21 protein-coding genes and 3 pseudogenes are annotated in these 24,474 nt (G+C 74.7%); 14 read left to right on the top strand and 10 right to left on the bottom strand.

Annotated elements, in window-relative coordinates:
- Positions 1-71 precede the first annotated feature (71 nt).
- A complete protein-coding gene (locus VKA29_RS24650) occupies positions 72-875 on the bottom strand; it encodes an SDR family oxidoreductase (RefSeq protein ID WP_324788148.1) in 804 nt (267 codons plus the stop codon).
- A 126-nt stretch (positions 876-1,001) separates the two neighbouring features.
- Here VKA29_RS24650 and VKA29_RS24645 point away from each other — a divergent pair, with 126 nt between their 5' ends.
- The 3 genes from VKA29_RS24645 to VKA29_RS24635 all read left to right on the top strand — a co-directional run bounded on the left by VKA29_RS24645 (position 1,002) and on the right by VKA29_RS24635 (position 4,138).
- The gene (locus VKA29_RS24645; protein ID WP_324788280.1) at positions 1,002-2,039 is read left to right on the top strand and encodes a PHP domain-containing protein; all 1,038 of its coding nucleotides are present in this window, start codon (positions 1,002-1,004) and stop codon (positions 2,037-2,039) included.
- A 36-nt stretch (positions 2,040-2,075) separates the two neighbouring features.
- Entirely contained in the window at positions 2,076-2,741 is a 666-nt protein-coding gene (locus tag VKA29_RS24640; protein WP_324788147.1) for an HAD family hydrolase, read from the top strand.
- A 368-nt stretch (positions 2,742-3,109) separates the two neighbouring features.
- Positions 3,110-4,138, top strand: coding sequence for an SDR family oxidoreductase (locus tag VKA29_RS24635; RefSeq protein ID WP_324788146.1), 1,029 nt, complete (start codon positions 3,110-3,112; stop codon positions 4,136-4,138).
- Between the two features lie 183 nt (positions 4,139-4,321).
- On the opposite strand, the gene VKA29_RS24630 is transcribed toward VKA29_RS24635, so the two are convergent.
- Positions 4,322-4,519 (bottom strand): hypothetical protein, encoded by a 198-nt coding sequence (locus VKA29_RS24630; protein ID WP_324788145.1) that lies wholly within the window; start codon positions 4,517-4,519, stop codon positions 4,322-4,324.
- Between the two features lie 114 nt (positions 4,520-4,633).
- A complete protein-coding gene (locus VKA29_RS24625) occupies positions 4,634-5,923 on the bottom strand; it encodes an ROK family transcriptional regulator (protein WP_324788144.1) in 1,290 nt (429 codons plus the stop codon).
- Between the two features lie 212 nt (positions 5,924-6,135).
- Between VKA29_RS24625 and VKA29_RS24620 the strand changes: the two genes are divergently transcribed.
- From VKA29_RS24620 to VKA29_RS24605, 4 genes are all read left to right on the top strand, one after another.
- Positions 6,136-6,630, top strand: coding sequence for an FBP domain-containing protein (locus VKA29_RS24620; RefSeq protein WP_324788143.1), 495 nt, complete (start codon positions 6,136-6,138; stop codon positions 6,628-6,630).
- Between the two features lie 65 nt (positions 6,631-6,695).
- On the top strand, positions 6,696-7,985 hold the full coding sequence (locus VKA29_RS24615; protein ID WP_324788142.1) for an FUSC family protein: 1,290 nt from the start codon (positions 6,696-6,698) through the stop codon (positions 7,983-7,985).
- Between the two features lie 28 nt (positions 7,986-8,013).
- Entirely contained in the window at positions 8,014-9,063 is a 1,050-nt protein-coding gene (locus VKA29_RS24610) for a hypothetical protein (protein WP_324788141.1), read from the top strand.
- A gap of 806 nt (positions 9,064-9,869) precedes the next feature.
- Entirely contained in the window at positions 9,870-11,120 is a 1,251-nt protein-coding gene (locus tag VKA29_RS24605; protein WP_324788140.1) for a lactonase family protein, read from the top strand.
- Positions 11,121-11,129: 9 nt separating this feature from the next.
- On the opposite strand, the gene VKA29_RS24600 is transcribed toward VKA29_RS24605, so the two are convergent.
- Positions 11,130-11,738 (bottom strand): helix-turn-helix domain-containing protein, encoded by a 609-nt coding sequence (locus VKA29_RS24600; protein ID WP_324788139.1) that lies wholly within the window; start codon positions 11,736-11,738, stop codon positions 11,130-11,132.
- Positions 11,739-11,846: 108 nt separating this feature from the next.
- Here VKA29_RS24600 and VKA29_RS24595 point away from each other — a divergent pair, with 108 nt between their 5' ends.
- Positions 11,847-13,376, top strand: a complete 1,530-nt coding sequence (locus VKA29_RS24595) for a cytochrome P450 (RefSeq protein WP_324788138.1) — start codon at positions 11,847-11,849, stop codon at positions 13,374-13,376.
- Here the strand turns inward: VKA29_RS24595 and VKA29_RS24590 are convergent.
- The 6 genes and pseudogenes from VKA29_RS24590 to VKA29_RS24565 all read right to left on the bottom strand — a co-directional run.
- Positions 13,338-14,168, bottom strand: a complete 831-nt coding sequence (locus tag VKA29_RS24590) for a pentapeptide repeat-containing protein (RefSeq protein WP_324788137.1) — start codon at positions 14,166-14,168, stop codon at positions 13,338-13,340. The genes VKA29_RS24595 and VKA29_RS24590 overlap by 39 nt on opposite strands.
- Before the next feature lie 65 nt (positions 14,169-14,233).
- Positions 14,234-14,977: a PIG-L deacetylase family protein gene (locus tag VKA29_RS24585; protein ID WP_324788136.1), complete on the bottom strand. Its 744-nt coding sequence runs from the start codon at positions 14,975-14,977 to the stop codon at positions 14,234-14,236.
- Positions 14,978-15,011: 34 nt separating this feature from the next.
- Positions 15,012-16,313, bottom strand: coding sequence for an alpha/beta fold hydrolase (locus VKA29_RS24580; RefSeq protein WP_324788135.1), 1,302 nt, complete (start codon positions 16,311-16,313; stop codon positions 15,012-15,014).
- 101 nt (positions 16,314-16,414) lie between these two features.
- Positions 16,415-16,756 (bottom strand): annotated as a pseudogene (locus VKA29_RS24575) (substrate-binding domain-containing protein); the annotation flags it as partial.
- A gap of 113 nt (positions 16,757-16,869) precedes the next feature.
- Positions 16,870-17,100: a hypothetical protein gene (locus VKA29_RS24570; protein WP_324788292.1), complete on the bottom strand. Its 231-nt coding sequence runs from the start codon at positions 17,098-17,100 to the stop codon at positions 16,870-16,872.
- 355 nt (positions 17,101-17,455) lie between these two features.
- Positions 17,456-17,749 (bottom strand): annotated as a pseudogene (locus VKA29_RS24565) (L-rhamnose mutarotase); the annotation flags it as partial.
- On the opposite strand from VKA29_RS24565, the pseudogene VKA29_RS24560 reads away from it, so the two are divergent.
- The 6 genes and pseudogenes from VKA29_RS24560 to VKA29_RS24535 all read left to right on the top strand — a co-directional run.
- Positions 17,735-18,637 (top strand): annotated as a pseudogene (locus tag VKA29_RS24560) (FGGY-family carbohydrate kinase); the annotation flags it as partial. The pseudogenes VKA29_RS24565 and VKA29_RS24560 sit on opposite strands and share 15 nt — an antisense overlap.
- A gap of 70 nt (positions 18,638-18,707) precedes the next feature.
- Entirely contained in the window at positions 18,708-19,463 is a 756-nt protein-coding gene (locus tag VKA29_RS24555) for a (Fe-S)-binding protein (protein WP_324788134.1), read from the top strand.
- Entirely contained in the window at positions 19,460-20,944 is a 1,485-nt protein-coding gene (locus VKA29_RS24550; protein ID WP_324788133.1) for a LutB/LldF family L-lactate oxidation iron-sulfur protein, read from the top strand. The genes VKA29_RS24555 and VKA29_RS24550 overlap by 4 nt, the downstream gene beginning before the upstream one ends.
- Positions 20,941-21,594 carry a lactate utilization protein C gene (locus VKA29_RS24545; RefSeq protein ID WP_324788132.1) on the top strand — a complete coding sequence of 218 codons (654 nt, stop codon included), beginning with the start codon at positions 20,941-20,943 and terminating at the stop codon, positions 21,592-21,594. The genes VKA29_RS24550 and VKA29_RS24545 overlap by 4 nt, the downstream gene beginning before the upstream one ends.
- 620 nt (positions 21,595-22,214) lie before the next feature.
- Positions 22,215-23,072, top strand: a complete 858-nt coding sequence (locus VKA29_RS24540) for a MoxR family ATPase (RefSeq protein ID WP_324788279.1) — start codon at positions 22,215-22,217, stop codon at positions 23,070-23,072.
- 59 nt (positions 23,073-23,131) lie between these two features.
- Positions 23,132-24,424 (top strand): VWA domain-containing protein, encoded by a 1,293-nt coding sequence (locus VKA29_RS24535; RefSeq protein WP_324788278.1) that lies wholly within the window; start codon positions 23,132-23,134, stop codon positions 24,422-24,424.
- Positions 24,425-24,474: the final 50 nt, after the last annotated feature.

The following is a 24,474-nucleotide window of genomic DNA, read 5'->3' as shown; positions in this document are numbered from 1 at the left end:
CGCGCCACGTCGAGCACCGCCGCCGCCCCCGTCCGCCGCGTGGCCGGACGCCCGGAGGTCTCACGAAGGTCTCACGGACGGCGCCAGTCGTCGCTGGTCAGATGCGAGCCGGCCTGCGGTCCCATCCGCAGCATGCCGCCGTCCACGCTCCAGGACGCGCCGGTGACGTACGAGGCCCCGGGCCCGGCGAGGAACGCGATCACGGCGGCGACCTCGCGGGCGTCCCCGGGCCGCCCGAGCGGCACCCCGGGGCGGTGTTCGGTACGCACGTCGGTGTCCTCCTGGCCGGTCATCGGCGTGGCGATCTCGCCCGGCGCCACGGCGTTGACGGTGATGCCGTGCTCGGCGAGTTCGAGCGCCATCACCTGGGTGAGCAGGCCGAGTCCGCCCTTGGCCGCGCAGTACGGCGCGGCGCCCACCCGCGGCTGGTGCTCGTGCACGGAGGTGACGTTGACGATCCGGCCGCCGTCACCCTGCCGGATCATGTGCCGGGCCGCCTTCTGCCCGCACAGGAAGGGGCCGATCAGGTCCACCTCCAGCACCTCGCGCACGTCGTCGGGCTCCAGGTCGAGGAACGGCGTCATGGTGCCCGTACCGGCGTTGTTGACCAGGACGTCGACGCGGCCGAGCCGGTCGCACAGCTCGTCGACGACGTCCGCGGCGGCCGGCAGCCGGGTCAGGTCCGCCCGCGCCACCGCGGCCCGCCGGCCGTGGGCGCGTACCTCCCGCGCCGTCCGCTCCGCCCCCTCGCGGTCGCTGTGCCAGGTGATGCCGATGTCCATCCCGGCCCGGGCCAGGCGCACCGCCGTGGCCCGGCCGATGCCGGAGTCGGCGCCGGTGATCACGGCGGCCTTGCCGCGGGCGGGCTCGGACATCACGGCCTCCTCGGGATCGTGGCAGGTGGGCGAGCCATCGCAGTACCCGGGCGGGCGGCAGGCAAACCGTGCGTGCCGGGCGCCGCTGGGGAACCCTGGAGGAGGACCGCGAGGAAGAAGGTGACGATGGACCCCGTCGAGGCACTGGAGCGGATCGCCTTCCTGCTGGAGCGCTCGCTGGCGCCGACGTACCGGGTGCGCGCCTTCCGCACCGCGGCCCGCGTGCTGACGTCGCTGCCCGGCGAGGAGGTGCGCGAACGGGCCGCGAGCGGGTCGCTGGAGTCGCTCAGGGGCGTGGGCCCGAAGACCGCGCAGGTGGTGCGGGAGGCGCTGGCCGGGCAGGTGCCCGGCTATCTGCGGAAGCTGGAGGACGAGGCCGGAGCACCCCGCGGCGGGGGCGGCGCGCGGCTGCGGGCCCTGCTGCGCGGGGACTGCCATCTGCACTCCGACTGGTCGGACGGCGGCAGCCCGATCGAGGAGATGGGCCGGACCGCTGCGGCGCTCGGGCACGAGTGGGCGGCCCTCACCGACCACTCGCCGCGGCTGACCGTGGCACGCGGGCTGTCGGCCGAGCGGCTGCGCGAGCAGTTGGACGTGGTCGCGCGGCTGAACGCGACGTGGGCGCCGTTCCGGCTGCTCACCGGGATCGAGTGCGACATCCTCGAGGACGGCTCGCTGGACCAGGAGCCGGAACTGCTGGAGCGGCTCGACGTCGTGGTGGTGTCGGCACACTCCAAGCTGCGCATGGACGCCCGCGCCATGACCCGCCGCCTGGTGCGGGCCGTGCGCGACGAGCACGCCGACGTCCTCGGCCACTGCACCGGAAGGCTGGTCACCGGACGGGGGCGTCCGGAGTCGCGGTTCGACGCCGACGAGGTCTTCGCCGCGTGCGCGGACAGCGGCACGGCCGTGGAGATCAACAGCCGGCCCGAACGGCTGGATCCGCCCCGGCGGCTGCTGCGCCGGGCCGTGGACGCGGGCGTGCTGTTCTCCGTCGACACCGACGCCCACGCGCCCGGCCAGCTGGACTGGCAGATCCTCGGTTGCGAGCGGGCCGAGGAGTGCGGGGTGCCGGCCGAGCGGGTGGTCACCACCTGGACCGCGAAGGAACTGCTGGCCTGGACCCGAGAGGGACGCACGCCCTCGGGAGTGCCGGGCCCCTGACGTGGTACTCGTGCGCCCACCGAGGAAGGGAGCGGCATGGACCGGGCAGCCGTGTTCGACATCGACGGGACGCTCGTCGACACCAACCATCTGCACGTGGTGACCTGGTGGGAGGCGTTCCGCCAGGCGGGGCACCGGGTGTCCATGCACGCCGTCCACCGGTCCGTGGGACTGAGCTCCGCGGACCTCGTCGCCCGGCTGCTCGACGACGAGCACGACGAGCACGACGAGGAGCTGGAAGCACGGCTCAGTGCCGCGCACAAGACGCTGTACGGGCAGTACTACGACCGGCTGCCGCCGCTGCGGGACGCCGGCCGGCTGCTGCGGCACCTGCACCACAACGGCTGGAAGGTGGTCCTGGCGACCTCGGCGAGCGGTCCGGAACTGTCCGCGCTGCGCCGCGCGATCGACGCCGACGACGCGATCACCGCCATGGCCGGCGCCGACGACGTCGAGCAGGGCAAACCGGCGCCCGAGCCCGTCGAACACGCCCTGGAGCTGGCCGGGGTGCCCGCGGAACGGGCCGTCTTCGTCGGCGACACCGTGTGGGACATGCAGGCCGGTCGCCGCGCGGGCGTGCGCTGCCTGGGCGTCCTGTCCGGCGGCATCCCGCGCCACGCCCTGCGGGAGGCGGGAGCGGAGGCCGTCTACGACGACGTCGCCGACCTGCTGGCCCGGCTGAAGGACAGCCCGCTCGCCTGATGCGGCGGACGGGCACAGTGACCCAGATCACTACAAGCATGGACAAGCCGGGGAACACCGGGTGCGGCTCCCCCGTTGGACGGGTCGTGGGTGCGGACGGGACAGGGTCCCCGGGCCTCACCGTCCGCCCACGGGGACGATCGTTCGGCTGAAGCCCTGTGGAGCCCCTTCGCCGGGAGGCGACCGCCGTGCGTGCCCACCCTTTGTCGGCCCCGACCGTGATCCCCCCGTCCGGTCGGGGCCCCTTCCGTCCGCCCGCGGCGGGCTGTACCGGGCCGCCGGGCCGCCCGCGTGCGTCCTTCCCGGCCGGGTACTCGGCACTCCCCCCGGTCATCGCGGGGCCGGGGAACAGCCGAAGGGAGCCGAAGGTGAGCAGCGCAGCGGGCAGCAGGATCGTCGTCACGGGCGCCACGGGCAACGTCGGCACCAGCGTGGTGCGTCTCCTCTCCGAGGATCCGGGGACGGAGTCCGTGCGGGGACTGGCCCGGCGGATCCCCGACTGGTCGCCGCCGAGGACGGAATGGTCGGCCATCGACCTGTCCTCGGAACGGGCGGATCTGGCCGCGGAGTTCGCGGGAGCCGACGCGGTGGTGCACCTGGCGTGGGCGTTCCAGCCGACGCACGATCCGGCGACGACCTGGCGCACGAACGTCCTCGGCTCCCTCCGCGTGTTCGACGCGGTGGCGGCGGCCGGGGTGCCGACGCTGGTGCACGCGTCCTCGGTCGGCGCGTACTCGCCGGGGCCCAAGGACCACGCGGTGGACGAGTCGTGGCCGACGCACGGCTGGCCGGACGCCGCGTACTGCCGGGAGAAGGCGTACCTGGAGCGCGCCCTGGACACGTTCGAGCGGGATCGTCCCGAGGTGCGCGTGGTCCGGATGCGGCCCGCGTTCCTCTTCAAGCGTGAGTCGGCGAGCGAGCAGCGCCGCATCTTCGGCGGCAAGTTCCTGCCGGGCCCGCTGACGCGTCCCGAACTGCTGCCGTTCCTGCCCGACGTCCCCGGGCTGCGGGTGCAGGCGCTGCACACCGACGACGCCGCCAAGGCGTACGTGCTGGCGCTGGGCTCCGACGCGCGGGGCGCCTTCAACCTGGCCGCCGAGCCACCGGTCGACGCGGGGCTGCTGGCCGAGTTGCTCGGCTCGCGCCCGGTCCGGCTGCCGCGCGCCGCGGCCCGCTCGGCGATCGCCGCCGCGTGGGGCCTGCATCTGCTGCCGGCCTCGCCCCACCTGTTCGACGCGGTGCTGCGGCTGCCGCTGATGGACTGCACGCGCGCGCGTGCCGAGCTGGGGTGGAACCCGGAGCACACGGCGAGCGAGGTGCTGGAGGAGCTCCTGCGGGGTCTGCAGCACGGGGAGGGCGGCCCTACGGAGCCGCTGCGGGGCCGCAGGGCGAGCTGACCCTGCCCCCCGGAACCGGCCACCCCGGCTCCGGAGCCCACCCCCGCAGGGCGCGCCCTCCGGAACGACCGGGCTGTCGGACGGACGGCGGCGCGGACGGGTCGCGGGCGCCGGCGCGGACGGGTCGCGGGCCCCGGCGCGGACGGGTCGCGGGCCCCGGCGCGGACGGGTCGCGGGCGCCGGTCAGGCCGTGGGCTCGTCCGGAGCGGGGTGTTCCTCGATGGGGTCTTCCTGATGAACGGTCGCCGAGCGCGGGCCGTCCTGGCGGCCCGTGCCCGCCTCGTCGGTGTCCGTGAGGTCGGCGGCGGACTTCTCCTCGTCGGAGGCGCCGGGTGCCACCTCCCACGGGTCCTCGCCCTCACGGGCCAATTGGTCCGGCATGTCCCGCGGAACGGGATCGCCGTCCTGCCCTGTGCTTCGCCGGTCGGCCACGTGCCCACCCCTTTCGTGTCGTCGGGCGCCCGGCGAGTACCTCCGCCGGTGACCGGCGAAACATCAGTGCGGCGCGCGCTCCCGCAGTGCCGTGTGCCAGGCGGGGGCCGGGCCCTCGGGGGCGGGCTCGATGCGGCGGCCGCCGCGCGCGAAGAAGTCCGCGAGGGGCAGGATCGCGGCGCCCACGGTCACCGCGTCCGGCCCGAGCCGGCCGAGGTCGACGGTGACCTTCTCGGCCGGGTGGCGCAGCGCGTAGGAGGCCGCGTACCGGCGCACGGCGGGCAGGAAACGGGAGCCGAGCTGGAGGCCGGCCCAGCCGCCGATGAGGATGCGCTCGGGCTGGAACAGGTTGATCAGGTCGGACAGGCCGGCTCCCAGGTACTCGGCGGTCTCCTCCAGGACCGCGAGGGCGACCGGGTCGGCGGCGGTGCCCTCGGGCGGATAGGCGGCCGTCAGCATCGCGGTCAGCGCGGTCTCCTCATCGGCGCCCCGCGGCGGACGTCCGCCCTCCTCGCGCCACCGGTCCAGCAGCGACTCGGCGCCCGCGTAGGCCTCCAGGCAGCCGAGCGCGCCGCAGCGGCAGCGGCGCCCCCTGACCCGTACCGTCAGATGCCCCCACTCCACCGCGCGGCCCTGTTCCACCTCGGGCGTGACCAGGCAGGCGCCGACGCCGGAGCCGAACAGCACGACGACGGCGTTGCGCGCGCCGCGTCCGCCGCCGAACCACATCTCGGCCTGGCCGAGCGTCTGGGCGCCGTTGTCGATGAAGTACCGCACGCTGTCCGGGAGCGGGGAGCCCGCGCGCAGCAGGCTCTCCAGCGGTACGGCGTCCCAGCCGATGGTCTGCCCGTGCACGACGGCGCCGTGGTCGGCGGTGTGCTCGACGATGCCGGGGACGCCGATGCCGACGCCGAGGAGCTGCTCCGGGGCGATGCCGGCGGTGTCGAGCACTTCGGAGATGCCGTCGCGGATGTGGCCGACGATGACCTCGACCTCGTAGCGCCGCTGGGTGAGGGCGCGCTCGGCCCGGGCGAGTTCTGTGAGGGTGAGGTCGAACAGTTCGATGCGCACGCGCGTCTCGCCGACGTCGACGCCGATCATGTGGCCGCTGCCCGGCGCGACACGCAGCAGGGTGCGCGGGCGGCCGCCGTCGGAGTCGACGCTGCCGGCCTCCTCGACCAGGCCGTCGGCGACGAGGTCCGCGACCACGTTGCTGACCGAGCCGGAGCTGAGGCCGGTGGCCGGGCCCAGCTCGAAGCGGCTGAGGGGGCCGTCGAAGTAGAGCCGTTGCAGCAGGGCCGTCCGGTTGGCCCGCCTGAGATCGCGTACCGTGCGCCCGTTCCGCCCCGCCATGTGGCTCCTTTCGAACCTTGCCCGACCCGCAACATACCCTCGGCCCGAGCCCGCCGCGATTTTCCCCCGCCCCTTAGTTCACGCTGTGAATGAAGAGGCGGCCGGCACCCCGGAAATCCGGTGGCCGACACCCCCTCGGCCTGCCTACCCTTGGCCGGAACCTAGGACCCCTAGGTTTGCGCCGAGGCGCATCGAGACCAGGAGGCTTCCCCGTGCGATCACTCACCGAGCAGGAGATCCGCACCTCGTTCGTCAACTGCTCCAAGGGCGAGGCCAAGCGCGTGGCGGTCCCCCGCGACCTGGACCGACGCCCCTGGGACGACCTGGACTTCCTGGGCTGGCGGGATCCGGGCGCGCCCGATCGCAGCTACCTGATCACCGAGCGTGAGGGCCGGCCGGTCGGCCTGACGCTGCGTTACCCGCCCTCGCAGCGGGGTTTTCTGCACCGCAGCATGTGTTCACTGTGCCTGACGACCCACCCGGGCGGCGGTGTCTCGCTGATGACGGCCCGGAAGGCGGGCGCGGCGGGGCGCGAGGGCAACTCCGTCGGTGTGTACATGTGCACGGACCTCGCCTGCTCCCTCTACGTGCGGGGCAAGAAGGTCCCGGACAGCGGCGCCCGCTTCGAGGAGAGCCTCAGCCTGGAGGAACAGATCGCCCGCACCCGGAACAACCTGTCCGCCTTCCTCGACAAGCTCTGCGCCTGACGGCGTGCGACGAAGCGCGGGGAGGACTGGTTCAAGCCATCCGTGGACGGGGGAGAAGGCCAGGGATGGGTGAGGTACATGAGCTGACCGCGGCCCTGGTGCGTTTCGCGAAACGGCGCCGGGACCCCGTGGTCGTCCAGGCGCTGCGATCGGCGGCCGCGGCGTCGATCGCATACGTCGTCGCGCTCCGTCTGAGCCCCGAGGCCGCCCCGCTGACCGCGCCGCTGACCGCCCTGCTGGTCGTCCAGGTCACGCTGTACGCCACGCTCACCAACGGCATCCGCCGGGTCAACGCGGTGGTCGCCGGGGTGCTCGTAGCCATCGCCTTCAGCCTGCTGGTGGGCCTGACCTGGTGGAGTCTCGCCCTGCTGATCGTGGCCTCGCTGGCCGTGGGACACCTGGTGCGGGTCGACGAGTACGTGCCCGAGGTGGCGATCAGCGCGATGCTGGTGCTCGGGGTCACGGCCGTCGGCAACACGGCCTGGGCCAGGGTGGTGGAGACCCTGATCGGCGCGGTCGTCGGGCTCGGCTGCAATCTGCTGTTCGCACCGCCGGTGTGGGTGGACAAGGCGGGTGAGTCGATCGAGGGCCTGGCCCGGCGGGTGCGGCGGCTGATGCTCCGGATGGGCGAGGAGGCGGCGGGCCGCACACCCGTCGAACGGGCGACCGAGCGGCTGTACGAGGCGCGCCGGCTGGACCACGACATCGCCGACGTGGACGCCGCCCTGCGGCAGGCCGAGGACAGTCTGCGGCTCAATCCGCGGGTGCGCGAGGGCGTGCTGCACCGGGTGGTGCTGCGGACCGGTCTGGACACGCTGGAGATCTGCACGGTGGTGCTGCGGGTGCTGGCGCGCACCCTCACCGACCTGGCCAAGGAGCGCGATCCCGATCCGCTGTTCTCGCCCCGCACCGGGGCCGCCGTACAGGAACTGCTGTCGGAGATCGCCGACGCGGTGGTCAGCTTCGCGGTGCTCGTCACCACCGACGTCAGCGCGAGCGCCGAGTCCGCTGAGGAACGGCTCATCGCCGAGCTGCGCCAGGCGGCGGCCACCCGCGACAAACTCGCCCAGTTGCTGCTGGAGGAGGTCCAGCGCGACGTGGGCCAGTGGCAACTGCACGGTGCCGTGCTGACCGAGGTCAACCGCATCCTGGACGAGATGGACACCGAGCACCGCTCGCGCAGGCTGCTGGAGGAGCTGGACCGTGCGACCCGCGAGCAGCACGCGCGCCTGCCGCGGCTCACCCGGGTGCGGGAAAGCCTGCGGCTCGGGAAGCGGCTGCGGATCGGGGAGCGGCTGCGGTTCACGGAGCGGCTGCGCAGGAACCGCTCCGCCGCCGCGCGCCGTCCCAGGTGACGAGGTCACCGGAGACGAGGGGCGGCGCATGACGGACGGCACGGTGCGGATCGACGGGAACACCCTGCGGCTGCCGGGCGGTGTGGCGGTGCGCTTCGTGCGCACGCTGCGCCTGCCGGAGACGGGCACCCATCCGCTGCCGCCGGGACTGGGCGAGTTCCCGGTCCGGCGGGTGGCGGACCATGCCGACACGGTGCCCGAGCAGTGGCGTGCGCGGGGTGGTGTGATGCTTCCGGTCTATCTGCGCGAGGCGATGTGGCTGAGCTTCTCGGGCACGACGGAGCCGGCCGCGCTGCAGGTCGGCGTGGGCAAGGTGTGCGCGGTCTCGGGCAAGCCCTGGAGCGACCGGCTGGTGCGTGAGCCGCAGAACTATCTGGTGCTGCCGCGCCAGCCGTGGCTGGACGGCATCAACTCCGGCAAGGGCACCGTCCGCCAGTTCGTGGCGGTGCCGCTGGGCATGGGCGCGACCGTCGAGGGCCAGGTGACCGGCGAGGAGGTGTGGGGCGGCGTGCAGCTGCAGTCCTTCCCGCTGAAGGAGGGGAAGCTGGCCGAGTGGCGGGCGGCGCAACGGCGGCGGGCCGTGCGGGCGCGGGCCGTGATGCCGCCGTCGGGCGGCTTCGGGGCGGCGATGCCGATGGCCGCCCCGCCCGCGCCGGGCGCGATGCCGGCGCCCGCCATGGCCGGCGCCCCGCGCGCTGCGGCGATGGGGCTGGGCGTCGGCGGTTCGATGCGCCAGGAGGTCTACCGGGACGACCGGCCGCTGCGGGACTGGGCCGAGGAGCCCGCCGGACGGGTGTTCGTGCATCTGGTGACGCCGCCGGAGTGGCGCCGCATCACCGGAGAGGCCCCGCCGCCGTCGCCGGTGGACCGCGCGGCGTACACCCGGGCGGGCCTGCCCTGGTTCGACCACTACGACCAGGACGCGGCGGACCTCGCCCCGGCGGACACGCTGCGGGCGGTCAAGCCGGTGGGCGACTGGATCGGGGACGACCACGAGCCCTGGCAGGCTCCCTCCCCGCACCAGGTGCAGCCCCTCGGCGACGCGCCGGGCAAGCCGGTCGAGGACGGCGACTGGTAGCCCCCGCCCGAACCGCCGACCGAGCCGCGCCGGGCGGACACGCACCCACACCCCACGGCGAGGCCCACGGCCCGCCCCCGCGGCCGGCCGCCCGAGCCGGCCCGGTGAGCAGGCCCAGGCGCGGCGCCCGCAGCGGCGGAACGGCAAGCTCACGGGGGCACGCAGGGCCCGGCTGTCCGCCTGCCCACGCCGCACGGCGGAGCCCCCGGCCGGGCCCCGCGGCCAGGCCGCCCGAGCCGGCCACCGCGAGCAGGCCCACGCGCAGCGCCCGCGGCGGCAAAACGGCAAGCTCGCGGCGGCACGCAGGGCCCGGCTGTCCGCCTGCCCACGCCGCACGGCGGAGCCCCCGGCCGGGCCCCGCGGCCAGGCCGCCCGAGCCGGCCCGGTGAGCAGGCCCAGGCGCGGCGCCCGCGGCGGCGGAACGGCAAGCTCGCGGCGGCACGCAGGGCCCTGCTGTCCGCCTGCCCACGCCGCACGGCGGAGCCCCCGGCCGGGCCCCGCGGCCAGGCCGCCCGAGCCGGCCACCGCGAGCAGGCCCAGGCGCGGCGCCCGCGGCGGCGGAACGGCAAGCTCACGGGGGCACGCAGGGCCCGGCTGTCCGCCTGCCCACGCCTCACGGCGGAGCCCCCGGCCGGGCCCCGCGGCCGGCCGCCCGAGTCGGCCACCGCGAGCAGGTCCGGGCGGCGCCCGCGGCGGCGGAGCCGCGTGCTCATGGTGGTGCGCGGAGGGCAGGTGTTTGCGTGGGCCGGGTGGTCCGCGCGAAGGTGGCTGTCACGACCGGGGCGACCGATCACCTGAGGTGCACGATGGGCAGTGGGACACGAGCGGCGGGCGGCGGCTGGAGCAGGCGCCGTCTGGTCGGCGTTCTCGCGGGGGCGGCCGCGGCGACGGCACTGCCCGCGCCCGCGCCCCCACGGGCGCCCGCACCGGCGGGGACCACCCCGTCGGCCCCGGACGCGGCCGGGCCCCCGCCCGCCACCCCGCCCGCCGAGCGTCCCTCCGCACGGCGGCCGGCCCGCGAGCCATCCGGCCCGCGCCCGCTCCACATCGGCACCTACACCTCCGTCGAAGGCGGCGGCAAGGGCATCGGCCTGGCCGTCTACGATCCCGGGACCGGCGCGATCACCGGGACCGGGACCCTCACCGGCGTCGCCGACCCGTCGTACCTCGCCGTGCACCCGGACGGCCGGACGCTGTACGCGGTCGACGAGCGCGCGGACGGCGCGGTGACCGCCGTACGCCTCGCCGACCGCAGGATCCTGGGCAGCCGGAGCACCGGCGGGGCCGGGCCCTGCCACCTCTGCGTGCATCCGAGCGGCCGCTGGCTGCTGAGCGCGAACTACGCCTCCGGCAGCGTCGCCGTGCATCCGGTCGGCGCCTCCGGCGCGCTCGGCGAGCGCACCGACCTGGTGACGCACTCCAGCCCCGCGCCCGGCCCCGGTCAGCGGGGGCCGCACGCCCACCAGGTCGTCACGAGCCCGGACGGCGGCCATGTGCTCGCCGTCGACCTGGGCACCGACACCGTCTACACCTACCGGCTGGACCCGCGCACCGGCCGGCTCACGGAGGCCGCGCGGGCGCGGACCCGGCCCGGCGCCGGACCGCGCCACCTGACCTTCCACCCCGGCGGCCGGTACGCCTACCTGGCCAACGAGGTCGACGACACGGTCACGGTCTGCGCCTACGACCGGGCAGGCGGCCGTCTGACGATCGGCGAGCCGCAGTCCACGGGCTCGGGCGCGGGCACCAACTACCCGGCGCAGATCCTGGTGACGTCCGACGGCGCGTACGCCTACCTGGCCAACCGCGGCCACGACAGCATCGCGCGCTACGCGGTGGAGGCCGACGGCGCGCGGCTGCGCCTGCTGGGCACGGTGCCGGTGGCCGGCGGGTTCCCGCGGCAGATCGCCTTCTCGCCGGACGGGACGCTGCTGTTCGCGGCGAACCAGCGGTCCGGCACGGTCAGCGTCTTCCACGTGGACACCGGCACCGGCGGACTGCGCCTGGCCGGGCGGCCGTTCGCGTCACCCGTCGCCGTCTGCGCACTGCCGCTGTAGACGCTCCGGTCAGGGTGCGACGACGCCCAGCAGGGCCCGCGCGCACAGGTCGCGGACCTGCTGGCGGGTCAGGTCCGAGCCGCGCAGCCACTCCAGGCAGACGGCCGTGGTGAACGCCAACCAGCCCCGGACGGCGAGCCGCAGATCGGGGCGGGCCTGCGCGACGGGCCCCAGTTCGGGGTCCTCCGCCAGCACGGCGAGGATCTGCCGTTCCTGCGCGGCCAGTGACCGCTGGTAGACCCTGCGCACGGCCTGGTCCCCGGCCGCGTCCGCGCGGTGGAAGGCGCGGAAGCCGTGGGCGTGCGTCTCGACGTACGCGAGGAAGGTGTCCAGGCCCGCCGCGAGCTGGTCACGTGCCGGAACCCCGGGGACGGCCGCGGTCATGCGCAGCATCCGCTCGCTCTCGCGCTCCACGACCGCCGCGAAGAAGTCCCGTTTGGTCGGGAAGTAGTGGTAGAGGAGCCCCCGCGAGACGCCGGCGATCTCGGCGACCTGCTCGATCCACACATCGTCGTACGGGCTCTCCGAGAACAGCCGCGCCCCCACCGCCAGCAGTTGTTCCCGGCGTTCCTCGGTGGTGAGCCGGCGGCGCGCGCGCTCGCCCTGGTTCGCGGCCATGTCCGCACCTTACTTGACGCCGGTTCGACAGCCGGACCAGACTGGGACGCGTTATTGAACCCACGTACAACACGCTCGGCATGCCGCTGCAGCAAGGGAGATCGCGTCATGGCGGAGACCACGGCCGGGGCCGCGGCAGAGACCGGGGCCGACCTGCCCCGGGGCTTTCGCAGCGCGGAGCAGGGCTGGCCAGAGCTGCACCGGATCCCGCGTCCGCCGTACCGGCTGCCGCTGCTCGGCGACCTGCTCGGCGCCAGCGGAAGCGCTCCCCTGCAGAACGCCGTGCGGCGCGGTCGGCAGCTGGGGCCGGTCTTCCGGCTCGCGGCCTTCGGCCGGGAGTTCGTGTTCGTGTGGGGTGCCGGTGTCGTGGCCGACATGGCGGACGAGTCGCGGTTCGCCAAGCACGTCGGCCTGGGCGTCGCCAACCTGCGGCCGGTCGCCGGGGACGGGCTGTTCACGGCGTACAACCACGAGCCGAACTGGCAGCTGGCCCACGACGTCCTCGCGCCGGGCTTCAGCCGGGAGGCCATGGCGGCCTACCACCCGATGATGCTGGACGTGGCCGGCCGGCTCACCGACCACTGGGACCGCGAACTGGCGGCGGGCCGGGCGGTGGACGTGCCCGGTGACATGACCAAGCTGACGCTGGAGACCATGGCGCGCACCGGCTTCGGGCACGACTTCGACTCCTTCGAGCGCGCCCGGCCGCACCCCTTCGTGACCGCGATGGTGGGCGCGCTCAGCTACGCCCAGCGCCTGAACACCGTGCCCTTCCCGCGCCTGATGCGGCGCGCGGCCCGGCGCAACGAGGCCGACATCGCCTTCCTCAACCACACCGTCGACGAACTCGTCCGGGCCCGCCGCGCGTCGAGCGGGGACGGGGACCTGCTGGACCGGATGCTGCACACGGCCCATCCCGAGACCGGGGAGCGGCTGTCGGACCGGAACGTGCGCCGCCAGGTCATCACGTTCCTGGTGGCCGGCCACGAGACGACGTCGGGCGCGCTGTCCTTCGCCCTGCACTACCTCTCCCGCCATCCCGAGATCGCGGCCCGCGCCCGCGCCGAGGTGGACGCCGTCTGGGGTGACACGGCGGTCCCCGGCTACGAGCAGGTGGCCAAGCTGCGGTACGTGCGCCGGGTGCTGGACGAGGCCCTGCGGCTGTGGCCGACGGCGCCCGCCTTCGCCCGGGAGGCGCGGTGCGACACGGTGCTGGACGGCGTCCATCCGATGCGCCGTGGAGCGTGGGCGCTGATCCTCACGCCGATGCTGCACCGCGACCCGGCGGCCTGGGGCCCGGACGCCGAACGGTTCGACCCGGACCGCTTCGACCCGAAGGCCGTACGGTCCAGGCCCCCGCACGTCTTCAAGCCGTTCGGCACGGGCGCGCGGGCGTGCATCGGCCGGCAGTTCGCGCTGCACGAGGCCACGCTGGTGCTCGGTCTGCTGCTGCGCCGCTACCTGCTCGTCCCCGACCCGGGCTACCGGCTGCGGGTGACCGAGCGGCTCACGCTGATGCCGGACGGGCTGCGGCTGCGCCTGGAGCGGCGCGCGGCCGGCGCCCCGGTCCCGCCGGTGCCGGACGCCCAGGACGGGCCGTCAGCGCCGCGCTGTCCAGTGCGCGGGGCGGGCGACTGACTCCGGCAGCCGGGTGCCGACGCCGCCGCGGGCCGCGTCGAGCTGCGGCTGGGTGAGGAAGAAGGCGCCGGTCAGGTCGGCGTCCGTGAGGTCGGTGTCGCGCAGGTCGGCGCCGATCAGATCCGCGCCGCGCAGATCGGCTCCGGTCAGGTCGGCAGCTATGAGGTAGGCGCCGCGCAGGTTCGCGCCGCGCAGGTCGGCGCCCTTGAGGCGGGCGCCGATGAGGTCCGCGCCGCGGCGGTCCTTGCGCCGGCCGCGGGTGCCGGCCCGCACCAGTTCGCTGGTCCTGAGCAACAGCACGTCGACCTCCCGCCGGTGCGCGGCGACGTCCAGCTCCGCCAGTTCCGCCGGACCGCGGCGAGTGAGCCGCTCGGTCTCGTCGAGCGTCCGGCGCAGCTCGGCGTGGACCGGGCGGGCGGCGGGCAGGGTGAGCGCCTCGGTGAGGTACCAGAGCAGTTCGTGCAGCTGCCGGACGACCGGGAAGATCTCGAACATGCTCCGGGCGTGCTCGCGCGACCCCGTGCGCCAGTCCTGCCCGGCGAAGGTGACCTGGGAGACCTTCTGGCCGGCGCCGAAGCAGTCGTAGACCGTGCAGCCGGTGAAGCCCTCCTGCCGCAGCCGGGCGTGGATGCCGCAGCGGTGGTCACCGCGCAGGTTCGAACAGGGCCGCCCGGCCTCCTTGTCGACCGCGAAGTCCGCGGAGGCGGCGAAGGGCAGGGCGACGCAGCACAACCCGAAACAGCGTCCGCAGTCCCCACGCAGACCGGACGGTTCCGGCGTTCGTTCTCGCATGTCACCCAGCCTATCCAGCCGCCCGCGCCCGGACGGACGGGCGGACCGGCGCGCTCGCCGGCCCGCTAGCGCGGGAACAGTTCGAACGCCACGGCCGGCCTGCCGCCGAACCGCTCCCCCGCCGCCGCGGCGTGCCCGGTCAGGAAGTCGCGGGCGTACGTCCCCGGGTCCTCGTCGGTCAAGGCCTCTATGTAGGTGCGGTGTTCGAGCAGCGACGCCACCGCCCGCTCCAGGCCGGGCGACGCCTCGACGGCGTGCGTGGGTGCGGCGGAACCGGCGACAGCGACCCAGCGGACGCCGTTCCACGGCCGCAGGCCCTGCCGGGTGAGCTCGGGGAAGATCCACCGGTTGCCGGCGTCCGCGGCCGCGTCCAGGGTGGCGCGGCCGACGGCGACGTGGTCCGGGGTGTTCCAGGCGACGCCTCCCCAGGTGTCGCGGTGGTTGAGCGTGATCACCAGCTCGGGCCGGTGCCGGCGGATCGCGGCGGCGATGTCGCGGCGCAGCGGGAGGCCGTACTCGATCACACCGTCCCGGTGGCCGAGGAACTCCACCGCCGACACGCCGACCACCGCGGCGCTCGCGCGCTGTTCCCGCTCGCGCAGCGGGCCGCACGTCTCCGGGTCCAGCGAGTCGATGCCGGCCTCGCCGCGGGTCGCCAGCACGTAGGCGACCTCGCGGCCTTCGTCGGTCCAGGCGGCGATCGCGGCGGCACACCCGTATTCGAGGTCGTCGGGGTGGGCCACCACCGCCAGCGCGCGCCGCCAGTCGGTCGGCATGGGCTGCAGAGGCGTGTTCTCCGGCTCCGTCATGCCCGCAGACTAGTAGTCCTCGGCGCCGGTCGGCTCACACCTCGTCACGGGCGAGCGCGAGCAGGCGGTCCAGCACCCGCGGGCCCCCGGCCCGCACGCCGTCGTGCTCGAACTCGTCCGTCACCCAGGTGCGCAGGCCCCGGACGGCGCGTGCGGTGCGCAGCGAGTGGGCCGTGTCGACGTACATGTCGTCGTGGTAGACGGCCGCCGCGACCGGGACGTCGTTGGCGGCGAGGCGGGCGGGGTCGTACAGGGGGCGCCAGTCGGTGCGGGCGGCGAGGAGGTCGGCGGTCTCGCGCAGCGGGCGCAGCGCCGGGTCGCAGTCGAACGTCCAGGGGTGGACCGACTCGCCGGTGAACAGCAGCGGGTCGTCGCCCGAGAGGGCCTTGGCCGCGTCGAACTGCGGGAACTCGGCCCGCACCCGCTCGGCGGACCAGTCGGTGGGGCGGTCGTCCTGGCCGTAGATCGCCTCGTGGACGAGGGCGTACAGGGGGTGGCCCGCGTACGACAGCAGGCCCTGGACCTCCTCCTGGAAGGCGTCGGACAGCGCGGGGCCGCTCGGGGTGCGGACGAAGGCGTGCTCCAGGAGGTAGTGCAGCCGGTGGCTGCCCTCGCCGCCGCCGAGGATGATGCCGAGGGACTGGAACGCCTCGACGGTGAGCCGGTAGCCGTTCGGCAGGGTCACCTCGTGGGTGAGGAGGTGGTCGGCGATGCGGCGGGCGCGTTCGACGTCCTGCGGGTAGCGGGCGTAGTGGGCGGTGACCTTGCGTTCGATGCGGGGGTAGGCGGCGCGGTAGACGTCGTCGGCGTGCGCGTCGAGGGACGGCAGGCCGCCCGTGATCAGGGCGGCGGTCAGGCCCTCGGGCGCGTGGGAGAGGTAGCTGACCGTGCAGAATCCGCCGAAGCTCTGGCCGAGGACGGTCCAGGGGGCGCCGCCGGTGACCTCGGCGCGGATCGCCTCGCAGTCGCGGACGATCGCGTCGGCGCGGAAGAGGGCGAGGTAGTCGGCCTGCGCGGCGGGCCCGCCGCGCAGCGGGAGCGTCTGGCGGTTGGCGGGCGTGGAGTGGCCGGTGCCGCGCTGGTCGAGCAGCAGCACCCGGTACTCCTTCAGCGCGCGCCCGAGCCACGCCTGCTTACCGACGAAACGGTTCGCCCCGAAGCCCGGGCCGCCTTGCAGGTAGACCAGCCAGGGCAGTTCCCGGTGGGCCTGGTCGCCGGCGACGACCTCGCGGGCGTAGAGCGTGATCGTCTCTCCCGCCGGGTCGTCGTGGTCGAGGGGCACGGTGAAGTGGCGGTCGGTCAGGACGACGCCGGGCTGGCGGTACGTGACGGTCAACGGGTCTCCCGGGACGGACGGATGGCGGACCGGGTACCAGTCCAGCACATGCCCGTCCGGCCACCACCACCCGGGATCGTGACAGCGTGGCGAACACCCGTTCAGCGGGCGGACAGGCTGGAGCGCCTGACGACCAGTTCCGGCTGGAGCACGACGCGCCGGTGCTCGTGCCGTTCGCCGTCCGCCTCGGTCTCCTCCAGCAGCAGTTCCGCGGCCATCGCGCCCATGGTGACGGCGGGCTGCCGCACGGAGGTGAGCGGGACGGCCGCGGCGGCGGCGAACTCGATGTCGTCGTAGCCGACGATGGCGAGGTCGTCGGGGACCTTTACGCCGGCCGCGTACATGGCCTGCAGGACGCCGAGGGCGAGCAGGTCGTTGGCGCAGAACACGGCGGTCGGTCGGTCGGCGAGGCCGAGCAGGCGGGCGCCGGCGTCGCGGGCGGCGCGCTCCGCCCCGCGCGCCACGTCGACGAAGAACGGGTTGCCCATGTCAAGGACGAGGTGGGAGGGCGAGAGGGCCCTCCCACTACCGGCAACGCCGCGCACGTCAGCCCCGGTCACGCGGGCAGGGCGAAGCCGACGGCGTGGAGCGCCGAGGACGTGGTGCCGCTCGACTTCTCCCGGTACATGAACGACGGGACGCCGTCCTGCCCCACCCGCGTCTCGTCGACGACGGCCTCGCCGAAGGCGTTCGGCCCGGCACGGTCGTACAGCAGCGCCCGGCCGGTGTACCCGGAGGACTTCGACGCGCCCGCGGTCCGGCTCGGTGGTGGCGGTCGCGGGGCCATCGAGCAGGCCGGCCGCCGGCTTCAGGTGGAAGAAGCCGTCGCTGTGCGAGTCCGTGTTCCGGTAGTCCCGGTAGGCCGACGGGCCGTTCTTCTGGAACGAGTTGTTGTCGACCGGCCCGTCGCAGGAGACGAAGTGGACGGCCGTGGCGTCGAGCAGGGTGGTGCCCTTCCTGGTCACCGAGGGGCCCGGGGATGCGGCCCGTGCGATGCCCGGTGCGGTCATCGCGGCCAGGACGGCGGACGCGAGCACGGTACGTCTTCTCATGACTGCGGCTCCTGAGAGGGGTCAGGACTTTCGAGCAGGATTGCCGAGGAGAACTTTCGGACGGGACTTTCGAGCGGGACTTCCGGATCGGGCGAGGTGGACGACCTCGGTGAGGGGTTTCATCGCCTCGTCGGGTCTGGCGCCGTCCAGCGATTCGAAGAACGGCGCCATCTCCGCCTGCCAGCGGGCGTTGACGTCGGTGGCCTCCATGCCGGCCCGGGCGGCGGCGAAGTCCTCGGTCTCCAGGTAGCCGACGAGCAGGCCGTCCGCACGCAGGAAGAGCGAGTAGTTGTGCCAGCCGGTCTCCCGGAGAGCGTCGAGCATCTCCGGCCACACGGCGGCGTGCCGCTCGCGGTACTCGTCGAGGCGCGCGACTGGTCGCACGAGGTCGCCGGCCGGCTCGGTATCGACCTCGGTCTGTTCGCTCCGCTGCGCCAGCCGGGCGACCCGGCCGGCAGCGTGCGTCCCGAGGTGCTGGAGGAGACCGGGCTGACCGGCCCGGTGCGGGTGACGACGGTCGGCTCGCACGACACGGCCTCCGCCGTGGCCGCCGTTCCGGCCGCCGGGGGCGAGCGGTTCGCCTACATCTGCACCGGCACCTGGTCGCTGGCCGGCCTGGAACTGGCCGCGCCCGTGCTCACCGAGGAGAGCCGGGCCGCCAACTTCACCAACGAGCTGGGGCTGGACGGCACGGTCCGCTACCTGCGCAACATCATGGGTCTGTGGCTGCTGCAGGAGTGCGTGTGGGCCTGGGGCGAGCCGGACCTGGGCGAGTTGCTGCGGCAGGCGGCCGAGGTGCCGGCGCTGCGGTCGGTGGTGGACGCGGGCGACGCGGCGTTCCTCGCGCCGGGCCGGATGCCGGAGCGGATCGCCGAGGCGTGCCGCGCCTCGGGGCAGCCGGTGCCCGGGTCGCCCGCCGAGACCACGCGCTGCATCCTCGACTCCCTCGCGCTCGCCCACCGGCGGGCCGTGGCGGACGCGCAGCGCCTGGCCGGCCACCCGGTCGACGTGGTGCACGTCGTCGGCGGCGGCACCCGCAACTCCCTGCTGTGCCAGCTGACCGCCGACGCCTGCGGACTGCCGGTGGTGGCGGGCCCGACGGAGGCGGCGGCGCTCGGCAACGTGCTCGTCCAGGCCCGCGCCCACGGGCCGGTCGGCGACCTCGCCGGGATGCGGCAGCTGCTCACCCGGACCCAGCCGCTCACCCGCTACGAGCCCCGCGGCGACACCCGGCGGTGGCGGGAGGCGCAGGCCCGGCTGGCCGGGAAGTGACCCGGTATAGCCGGGGGCGCTCAGCGGAGCTAACCTGCACTCATCCGATGATCGATCGTAAGGAGCCGCGATGCGTGTCGCTCTGTTCCTGACCTGTGTCAACGACACGCTGTATCCGGACACCGGGCGCGCGGTGGTGAAACTGCTGACCAGGCTGGGCGTCGAGGTCGATTTCCCGATGGCTCAGACCTGCTGCGGGCAGGCCCACTACAACACCGGCTACCGGCACGAGGCGGAGCCGATGGCCCGGCATTTCTCCGATGTCTTCGGGGAGTACGAGGCGATCGTCACACCGTCGGGCTCGTGCGGGGCGATGGTGCGGGAGCTGTATCCGCGCATGGGCGATCGGGCACGGGCCGAGGGGCGCGGGAGCGGTCTCGCGGCGACGCTGGCGCCCGTGGTGCCCAAGACGTACGAGCTGACGCAGTTCCTGGTGGACGTGCTGGGGGTGACGGACGTCGGGGCGTACTACCCGCACAAGGTGACGTACCACCCGACCTGTCACGGGCTGCGCGGGCTGGGGCTCGGCGACCGGCCGCGCCGGCTGCTGGAGGCGGTCAGGGGCCTGGAGCTGGTGGAACTGCCGGGTGCCGAGGAGTGCTGCGGCTTCGGCGGCACCTTCGCGCTGAAGAACTCGGACGTGTCGGCGGCGATGGGCCTGGACAAGGTCCGCAACGCCGAGTCGACCGGCGCGGAGGTGCTGTGCGCCGCCGACAACTCGTGCCTGATGCACATCGGCGGCACGATGGCGCGGCTGAGCACCGGCATGCGGCCGGTGCACATCGCGGAGATCCTGGCGAGCACGGAAGAGGAGCCGGCGGCATGAGCGGGACGTTCGTGGGGATGCCGGCGTTTCCCCGGGCGGCCCACGAGGCCGTGCGCGACCAGACGCTGCGCGGCAATCTGCGGCACGCCACGCACACCATCCGCGCCAAGCGGGCGAAGGCCGTCGCCGAGGTGTCGGACTGGGCGGCGCTGCGGGAGGCCGGCAAGCGGATCAAGGATCACACGCTGCGTCACCTGGACCGTTACCTGGTGCAGTTGGAGGAGGCGGTCACGGCGGCGGGCGGCACCGTCCACTGGGCCGCGGACGCCGACGAGGCCAACCGGATCGTCGCCGGCCTGGTCAAGGAGACCGGGGAGACGGAGGTCGTCAAGGTCAAGTCGATGGCGACGCAGGAGATCGGGCTCAACGAGGCCCTGGAGGCCGAGGGCATCCGCGCCTACGAGACCGATCTCGCCGAGCTGATCGTGCAGTTGGGCAAGGACCGGCCCTCGCACATCCTGGTCCCCGCCATCCACCGCAACCGCGGCGAGATCCGGGACATCTTCCGCTCGGAGATGAGCGAGTGGGGCCGTCCGGCGCCGGACGGTCTGACCGACTCGCCCGCCGAACTCGCCGAGGCCGCCCGGCTGCACCTGCGGGAGAAGTTCCTGCGGGCCAAGGTCGGCGTCTCGGGCGCCAACTTCATGGTGGCGGAGACCGGCACGCTGGTGGTCGTGGAGTCCGAGGGCAACGGACGCATGTGCCTGACCCTGCCCGAGACGCTGATCTCGGTCGTCGGCATCGAGAAGATCGTGCCGACCTGGCGTGACCTGGAGGTGTTCCTGCAGACCCTGCCCCGGTCCTCCACCGCGGAGCGCATGAACCCGTACACGTCGACCTGGACGGGCACCACGGACTCCGAGACGGCCGACGGCCCGCGGGTTTTCCACCTGGTCCTGCTCGACAACGGCCGCAGCGACACCCTCGCCGACGAGGTCGGCCGCCAGGCCCTGCGCTGCATCCGCTGCTCGGCCTGCCTCAACGTCTGCCCGGTCTACGAGCGGGCCGGGGGGCACGCGTACGGCTCGGTCTACCCGGGTCCGATCGGCGCCATCCTCAGCCCGCAGTTGCGGGGCACCGCCAGCGAGATCGACGCCTCGCTGCCGTACGCGTCGTCGCTGTGCGGCGCCTGCTACGAGGTGTGCCCGGTCGCGATCGACATCCCGGAGGTGCTGGTGCACCTGCGGGAGCGGGTCGTGGAGGGCGGGCCGGTGACGCGTGAGGGCAACAAGGTGGTGCTAAGGCCGGCGAAGGGGCACGCGGCCGAGCGTGCGGCGATGCGCGCGGCCCGCTGGGCGCTGACCCGCCCCGGCGTGCTGCGCACCGGCCAGCGGCTGGCCTCGCGCACCCGCCGCCTGCATCCGCGGACGCTGCCCGGTCCGGGCCGGGCGTGGAGCGGCACCCGGGATCTTCCGCCGGTGCCGGCGGAACCGTTCCGCGACTGGTGGCAGCGTACGCACGGCGGGAAGGACGCGAAGTGAGCGGCAGGGAACGGGTCCTGGGGCGGGTGCGGCGCGCGCTCGCCGCCGCGGGGCAGGACGAGACGCCGTACGAGCAGGCCGTCCCCCGGGACTACCTGCGCGAGCACGGCGACCGGAGCGTCGGGCAGACGGTGGAACTGCTGGCCGAGAACCTGGCGGACTACCGGGCGGTCGTGCACCGCTGCGCGGCGGACGAGCTGGCGGCGACGATCGGCCGGCTGCTCTCCGCTCACGGTTCCCGGACGGTGCTGGTGCCCCCGGGTCTGGATCCGCGGTGGCTCGCGGCGACGGAGGCCGAACGGGTGCCGGACCGGGCGGAGAGCACCGCGCACGAGCTGGACCGCGTCGACAGCGTGGTCACGGGCTGCGCGGTGGCCGTCGCCGAGACCGGGACGATCGTGCTGGACGGGGGTCCGGAGCAGGGCCGCCGGAGGATCACGCTCGTCCCCGACCACCACGTCTGCGTCGTCCGCGTCCCCGACCAGGTCGTCGGCTCGGTGCCCCAGGCGCTCGACCGCCTCGAACCGGCGCGGCCGCTCACCTGGATCTCCGGCCCGTCGGCGACCAGCGACATCGAACTGGACCGCGTCGAGGGCGTGCACGGCCCACGCACCCTGGAAGTGGTGCTGGTCACCGGCCCGACGGACTGAGAAGGGCCGCCGGAGACCACCCCGGAGGGGGCGGCCGCTCGGCCGGCTGCCCCTCCGCCCCGCTCCTCCGCCCCACGCCGCCCGCGACCGCCCGCCCGGGCGAACGGCCCCCGCGCCTCACCGCCGGCCCGCGCCCGCCCTTCGCCGGACACGACCGGCAGCACCGTCGCTGCGTCCGGCGCCATGTCGGCGCAACCGGCAGCACCGTCGCCGTCACCGGCCGCCGAGTAGGCCCGCGGGGTATCGGCCCAGGCCCGCCGCCGGCCCCGCACCGGCCGCCACCGGCCGCCACCGGCCGCCACCGGCGGCACCGTCGCCGCGACCCGACGTGGGCCGCCGCCGGCGGTTTCCTGGCGTGGGCCGGTGACCGGCTGCCGGTCCTGGCGTGGGCCGCCACCGGCGGGGGCCTGCCGTGGCCTGGCGTGGGCCGGTTACCGGCGCTCGCCCCGTCGGGGACGGCCGCAGTGGCCTCGACCGCCGTGTCGACAGGGCGGACGGCGCCGGCCGTCACGCCGGGGCGCCGGCCCGTCGCGGGGTTCTGTCCGGCATCCCTGGTGACATACGCCATGAACAAGCGCTTAGATAGTCCCCGCGACACCAGCACCGACCGGGAGGCCCCGTTGTTCACATCCGTCGACGACGTCTCCGCACGTCTTGCCGAGGCCGGCTACCTCGCCTCGCCCGCGGTCGCCACGACCGTCTTCCTGGCCGACCGGCTCGGCAAGCCGCTGCTCGTGGAGGGCCCCGCCGGGGTCGGCAAGACGGAGCTCGCCAAGGCCGTCGCCCAGGTCGCCGGGGCGCGCCTGGTCCGCCTGCAGTGCTACGAGGGCGTCGACGAGTCCCGGGCCCTGTACGAGTGGAACCACGCCAAGCAGCTGCTGCGCATCAGCGCCGGCCGCGACGAGACGTGGGACGAGGCGCGCACGGACATCTTCAGCGAGGAGTTCCTGCTCACCCGCCCCCTGCTGACCGCCATCCGCGGCGACGACCCCAAGGTGCTGCTGATCGACGAGACGGACAAGGCGGACGTCGAGATCGAGGGGCTGCTCCTGGAGGTCCTCAGCGACTTCCAGGTCACCGTCCCCGAACTGGGCACGATCACCGCGGCCCGCCGCCCCTTCGTCGTCCTCACCTCCAACGCGAGCCGCGAACTGTCCGAGGCGCTGCGCCGCCGCTGCCTCTTCCTGCACATCGGGTTTCCCGACCAGGAGCTGGAGCGCCGGATCGTACGGCTGAAGGTGCCGGAGCTGGACGAGACGCTGGCCGCGTCCGTCGTCCGGGTGGTCGGGGCGCTGCGCGCCATGGACCTGCGCAAGGTCCCCTCGGTCGCCGAGACCGTGGACTGGGCGCGCACCCTGCTCGCGCTCGGCGCCGGCACGCTCGACGAGAGCGTCGTGCAGGCCACCCTGGGCGTGCTGCTCAAGCACCAGGACGACGTGCTCAAGGCGGCCGCCAAGCTCGATCTGGACGCCGTGTGACCGCCCCCGGCGTCGCCGAGCGGCTGACCTCCCTGGTGGACGCGCTGCGCGCGCACGGCATGCGCATCGGCACCGGCGAGACCGTGGACGCGGGCCGGGCGGTCGCGGCGCTGGGGCTGGACGACCGTGAGCTGCTGCGGGAGGGGCTGGCCGCGACGCTGCTGCACGACCCGGCCGGCCGGCAGGTGTTCGACCCGGTCTTCGACCTGTACTTCCCGCGCGGTGTCGGCGGACCGCTGGACGAGCCGGCCGGCCGGGACGACCTGCGCGACCGGCTGGCGGCCACGCTCGCCGCGGACGACCGGGCGCTGATGGAACGGCTGGCGGCGGAGGCGGTGGAGGGGTTCGGCGCATACGGCTCCTCGCCGGCGTCGGGCGGCTGGTCGGCGCACCAGACGCTGGAGAGGCTGCGCCCGCAGACGCTGCTCGCGCGCGTACGGGACGGGGTCCGCGCGCAGGGTGCCGGGTCCGGCTTCGCGGACCGGTTGCTGGAGGACGAGATCCGGCGGCGCATCGAGACGTTCCGCGCCATGGTGGCGGCGGAGGCGCGGCGCCGGGTCGCCGAGCGGCGGGACCGGGACGAGATCGCCCGGCGCGCGGTGGCGACGACCCCGGACCGGGTCGACTTCCTCTACGCGGGCCGGCTCCAGCTCGCCGAGCTCCGCAGGACGGTGCAGCCGCTGGCCCGCAAGCTCGCCACCCGGCTGGCGGCCCGCCGGCGCCGGGCCTCCCGGGGCAGCATCGACCTGCGGCGCACCCTGCGCGGATCGCTGTCGACCGGCGGGGTGCCGATGAAGCCGGTGCTGCGCAGGCGCCGTCCGGTGCGGCCCGAACTGGTGCTGCTGTGCGATGTCTCGGGGTCGGTGTCCGGCTTCTCGGACTTCACGATGCTGCTGGTGCAGGCGCTGCACGAGCAGTTCAGCAAGGTGCGGGTGTTCGCCTTCGTCAACCGGATCGACGAGGTGACCGGGCTGCTGGTGCGCGGCACGGCCGATCCGGAGGGGCTCGGCGCCCGCATCCGCGCGGAGGCGACGCTCACCGGCTGGCACGGCAGCAGCGACTACGGCGTCGCACTGGGCGAGTTCGCGCAGCGGTACGGCGACGCGGTCGGCCCCCGCACGACGGTGTTCGTGCTCGGCGACGCCCGGACGAACCTGAGCGACCCGAACCTGGCGGCCGTCCGGCAGATCGCCGGACGGGCCCGCCGCCTCCACTGGCTGAACCCCGAGCCGCGCGCCCTGTGGGGCACGGGCGACTCCGCCGCGCCCGAGTACGCGGAGCTGGTGGAGATGCACGAGTGCCGCAACGCGCGGCAGCTCGGCGCGATCGTCGCCCGTCTGCTGCCGGTCTGACCCGGCGGCGAGGACGGCGCCGGACGGTGCCCGGCGACGGGCGTCACCGC

Origin of the sequence: Streptomyces sp. H51 (assembly GCF_035656535.1) — a bacterium.
Taxonomy (GTDB): Bacteria; Actinomycetota; Actinomycetes; order Streptomycetales; family Streptomycetaceae; genus Streptomyces.
This window is presented reverse-complemented; position numbering and strand designations above follow the sequence as displayed.

What these genes read in the sequence shown, in the direction of transcription:
- VKA29_RS24645 (WP_324788280.1), top strand. Translation starts at nt 1,002, where the DNA reads ATGGACCCCGTCGAGGCACTGGAGCGGATCGCCTTCCTGCTGGAGCGC.
- VKA29_RS24650 (WP_324788148.1), bottom strand. Translation starts at nt 875, where the DNA reads ATGTCCGAGCCCGCCCGCGGCAAGGCCGCCGTGATCACCGGCGCCGAC.
- VKA29_RS24600 (WP_324788139.1), bottom strand. Translation starts at nt 11,738, where the DNA reads ATGGCCGCGAACCAGGGCGAGCGCGCGCGCCGCCGGCTCACCACCGAG.
- VKA29_RS24555 (WP_324788134.1), top strand. Translation starts at nt 18,708, where the DNA reads ATGCGTGTCGCTCTGTTCCTGACCTGTGTCAACGACACGCTGTATCCG.
- VKA29_RS24595 (WP_324788138.1), top strand. Translation starts at nt 11,847, where the DNA reads ATGGCGGAGACCACGGCCGGGGCCGCGGCAGAGACCGGGGCCGACCTG.
- VKA29_RS24630 (WP_324788145.1), bottom strand. Translation starts at nt 4,519, where the DNA reads ATGCCGGACCAATTGGCCCGTGAGGGCGAGGACCCGTGGGAGGTGGCA.
- VKA29_RS24550 (WP_324788133.1), top strand. Translation starts at nt 19,460, where the DNA reads ATGAGCGGGACGTTCGTGGGGATGCCGGCGTTTCCCCGGGCGGCCCAC.
- VKA29_RS24610 (WP_324788141.1), top strand. Translation starts at nt 8,014, where the DNA reads ATGACGGACGGCACGGTGCGGATCGACGGGAACACCCTGCGGCTGCCG.
- VKA29_RS24590 (WP_324788137.1), bottom strand. Translation starts at nt 14,168, where the DNA reads ATGCGAGAACGAACGCCGGAACCGTCCGGTCTGCGTGGGGACTGCGGA.
- VKA29_RS24615 (WP_324788142.1), top strand. Translation starts at nt 6,696, where the DNA reads ATGGGTGAGGTACATGAGCTGACCGCGGCCCTGGTGCGTTTCGCGAAA.
- VKA29_RS24585 (WP_324788136.1), bottom strand. Translation starts at nt 14,977, where the DNA reads ATGACGGAGCCGGAGAACACGCCTCTGCAGCCCATGCCGACCGACTGG.
- VKA29_RS24535 (WP_324788278.1), top strand. Translation starts at nt 23,132, where the DNA reads ATGCGCATCGGCACCGGCGAGACCGTGGACGCGGGCCGGGCGGTCGCG.
- VKA29_RS24605 (WP_324788140.1), top strand. Translation starts at nt 9,870, where the DNA reads ATGGGCAGTGGGACACGAGCGGCGGGCGGCGGCTGGAGCAGGCGCCGT.
- VKA29_RS24625 (WP_324788144.1), bottom strand. Translation starts at nt 5,923, where the DNA reads ATGGCGGGGCGGAACGGGCGCACGGTACGCGATCTCAGGCGGGCCAAC.
- VKA29_RS24640 (WP_324788147.1), top strand. Translation starts at nt 2,076, where the DNA reads ATGGACCGGGCAGCCGTGTTCGACATCGACGGGACGCTCGTCGACACC.
- VKA29_RS24570 (WP_324788292.1), bottom strand. Translation starts at nt 17,100, where the DNA reads ATGGCCCCGCGACCGCCACCACCGAGCCGGACCGCGGGCGCGTCGAAG.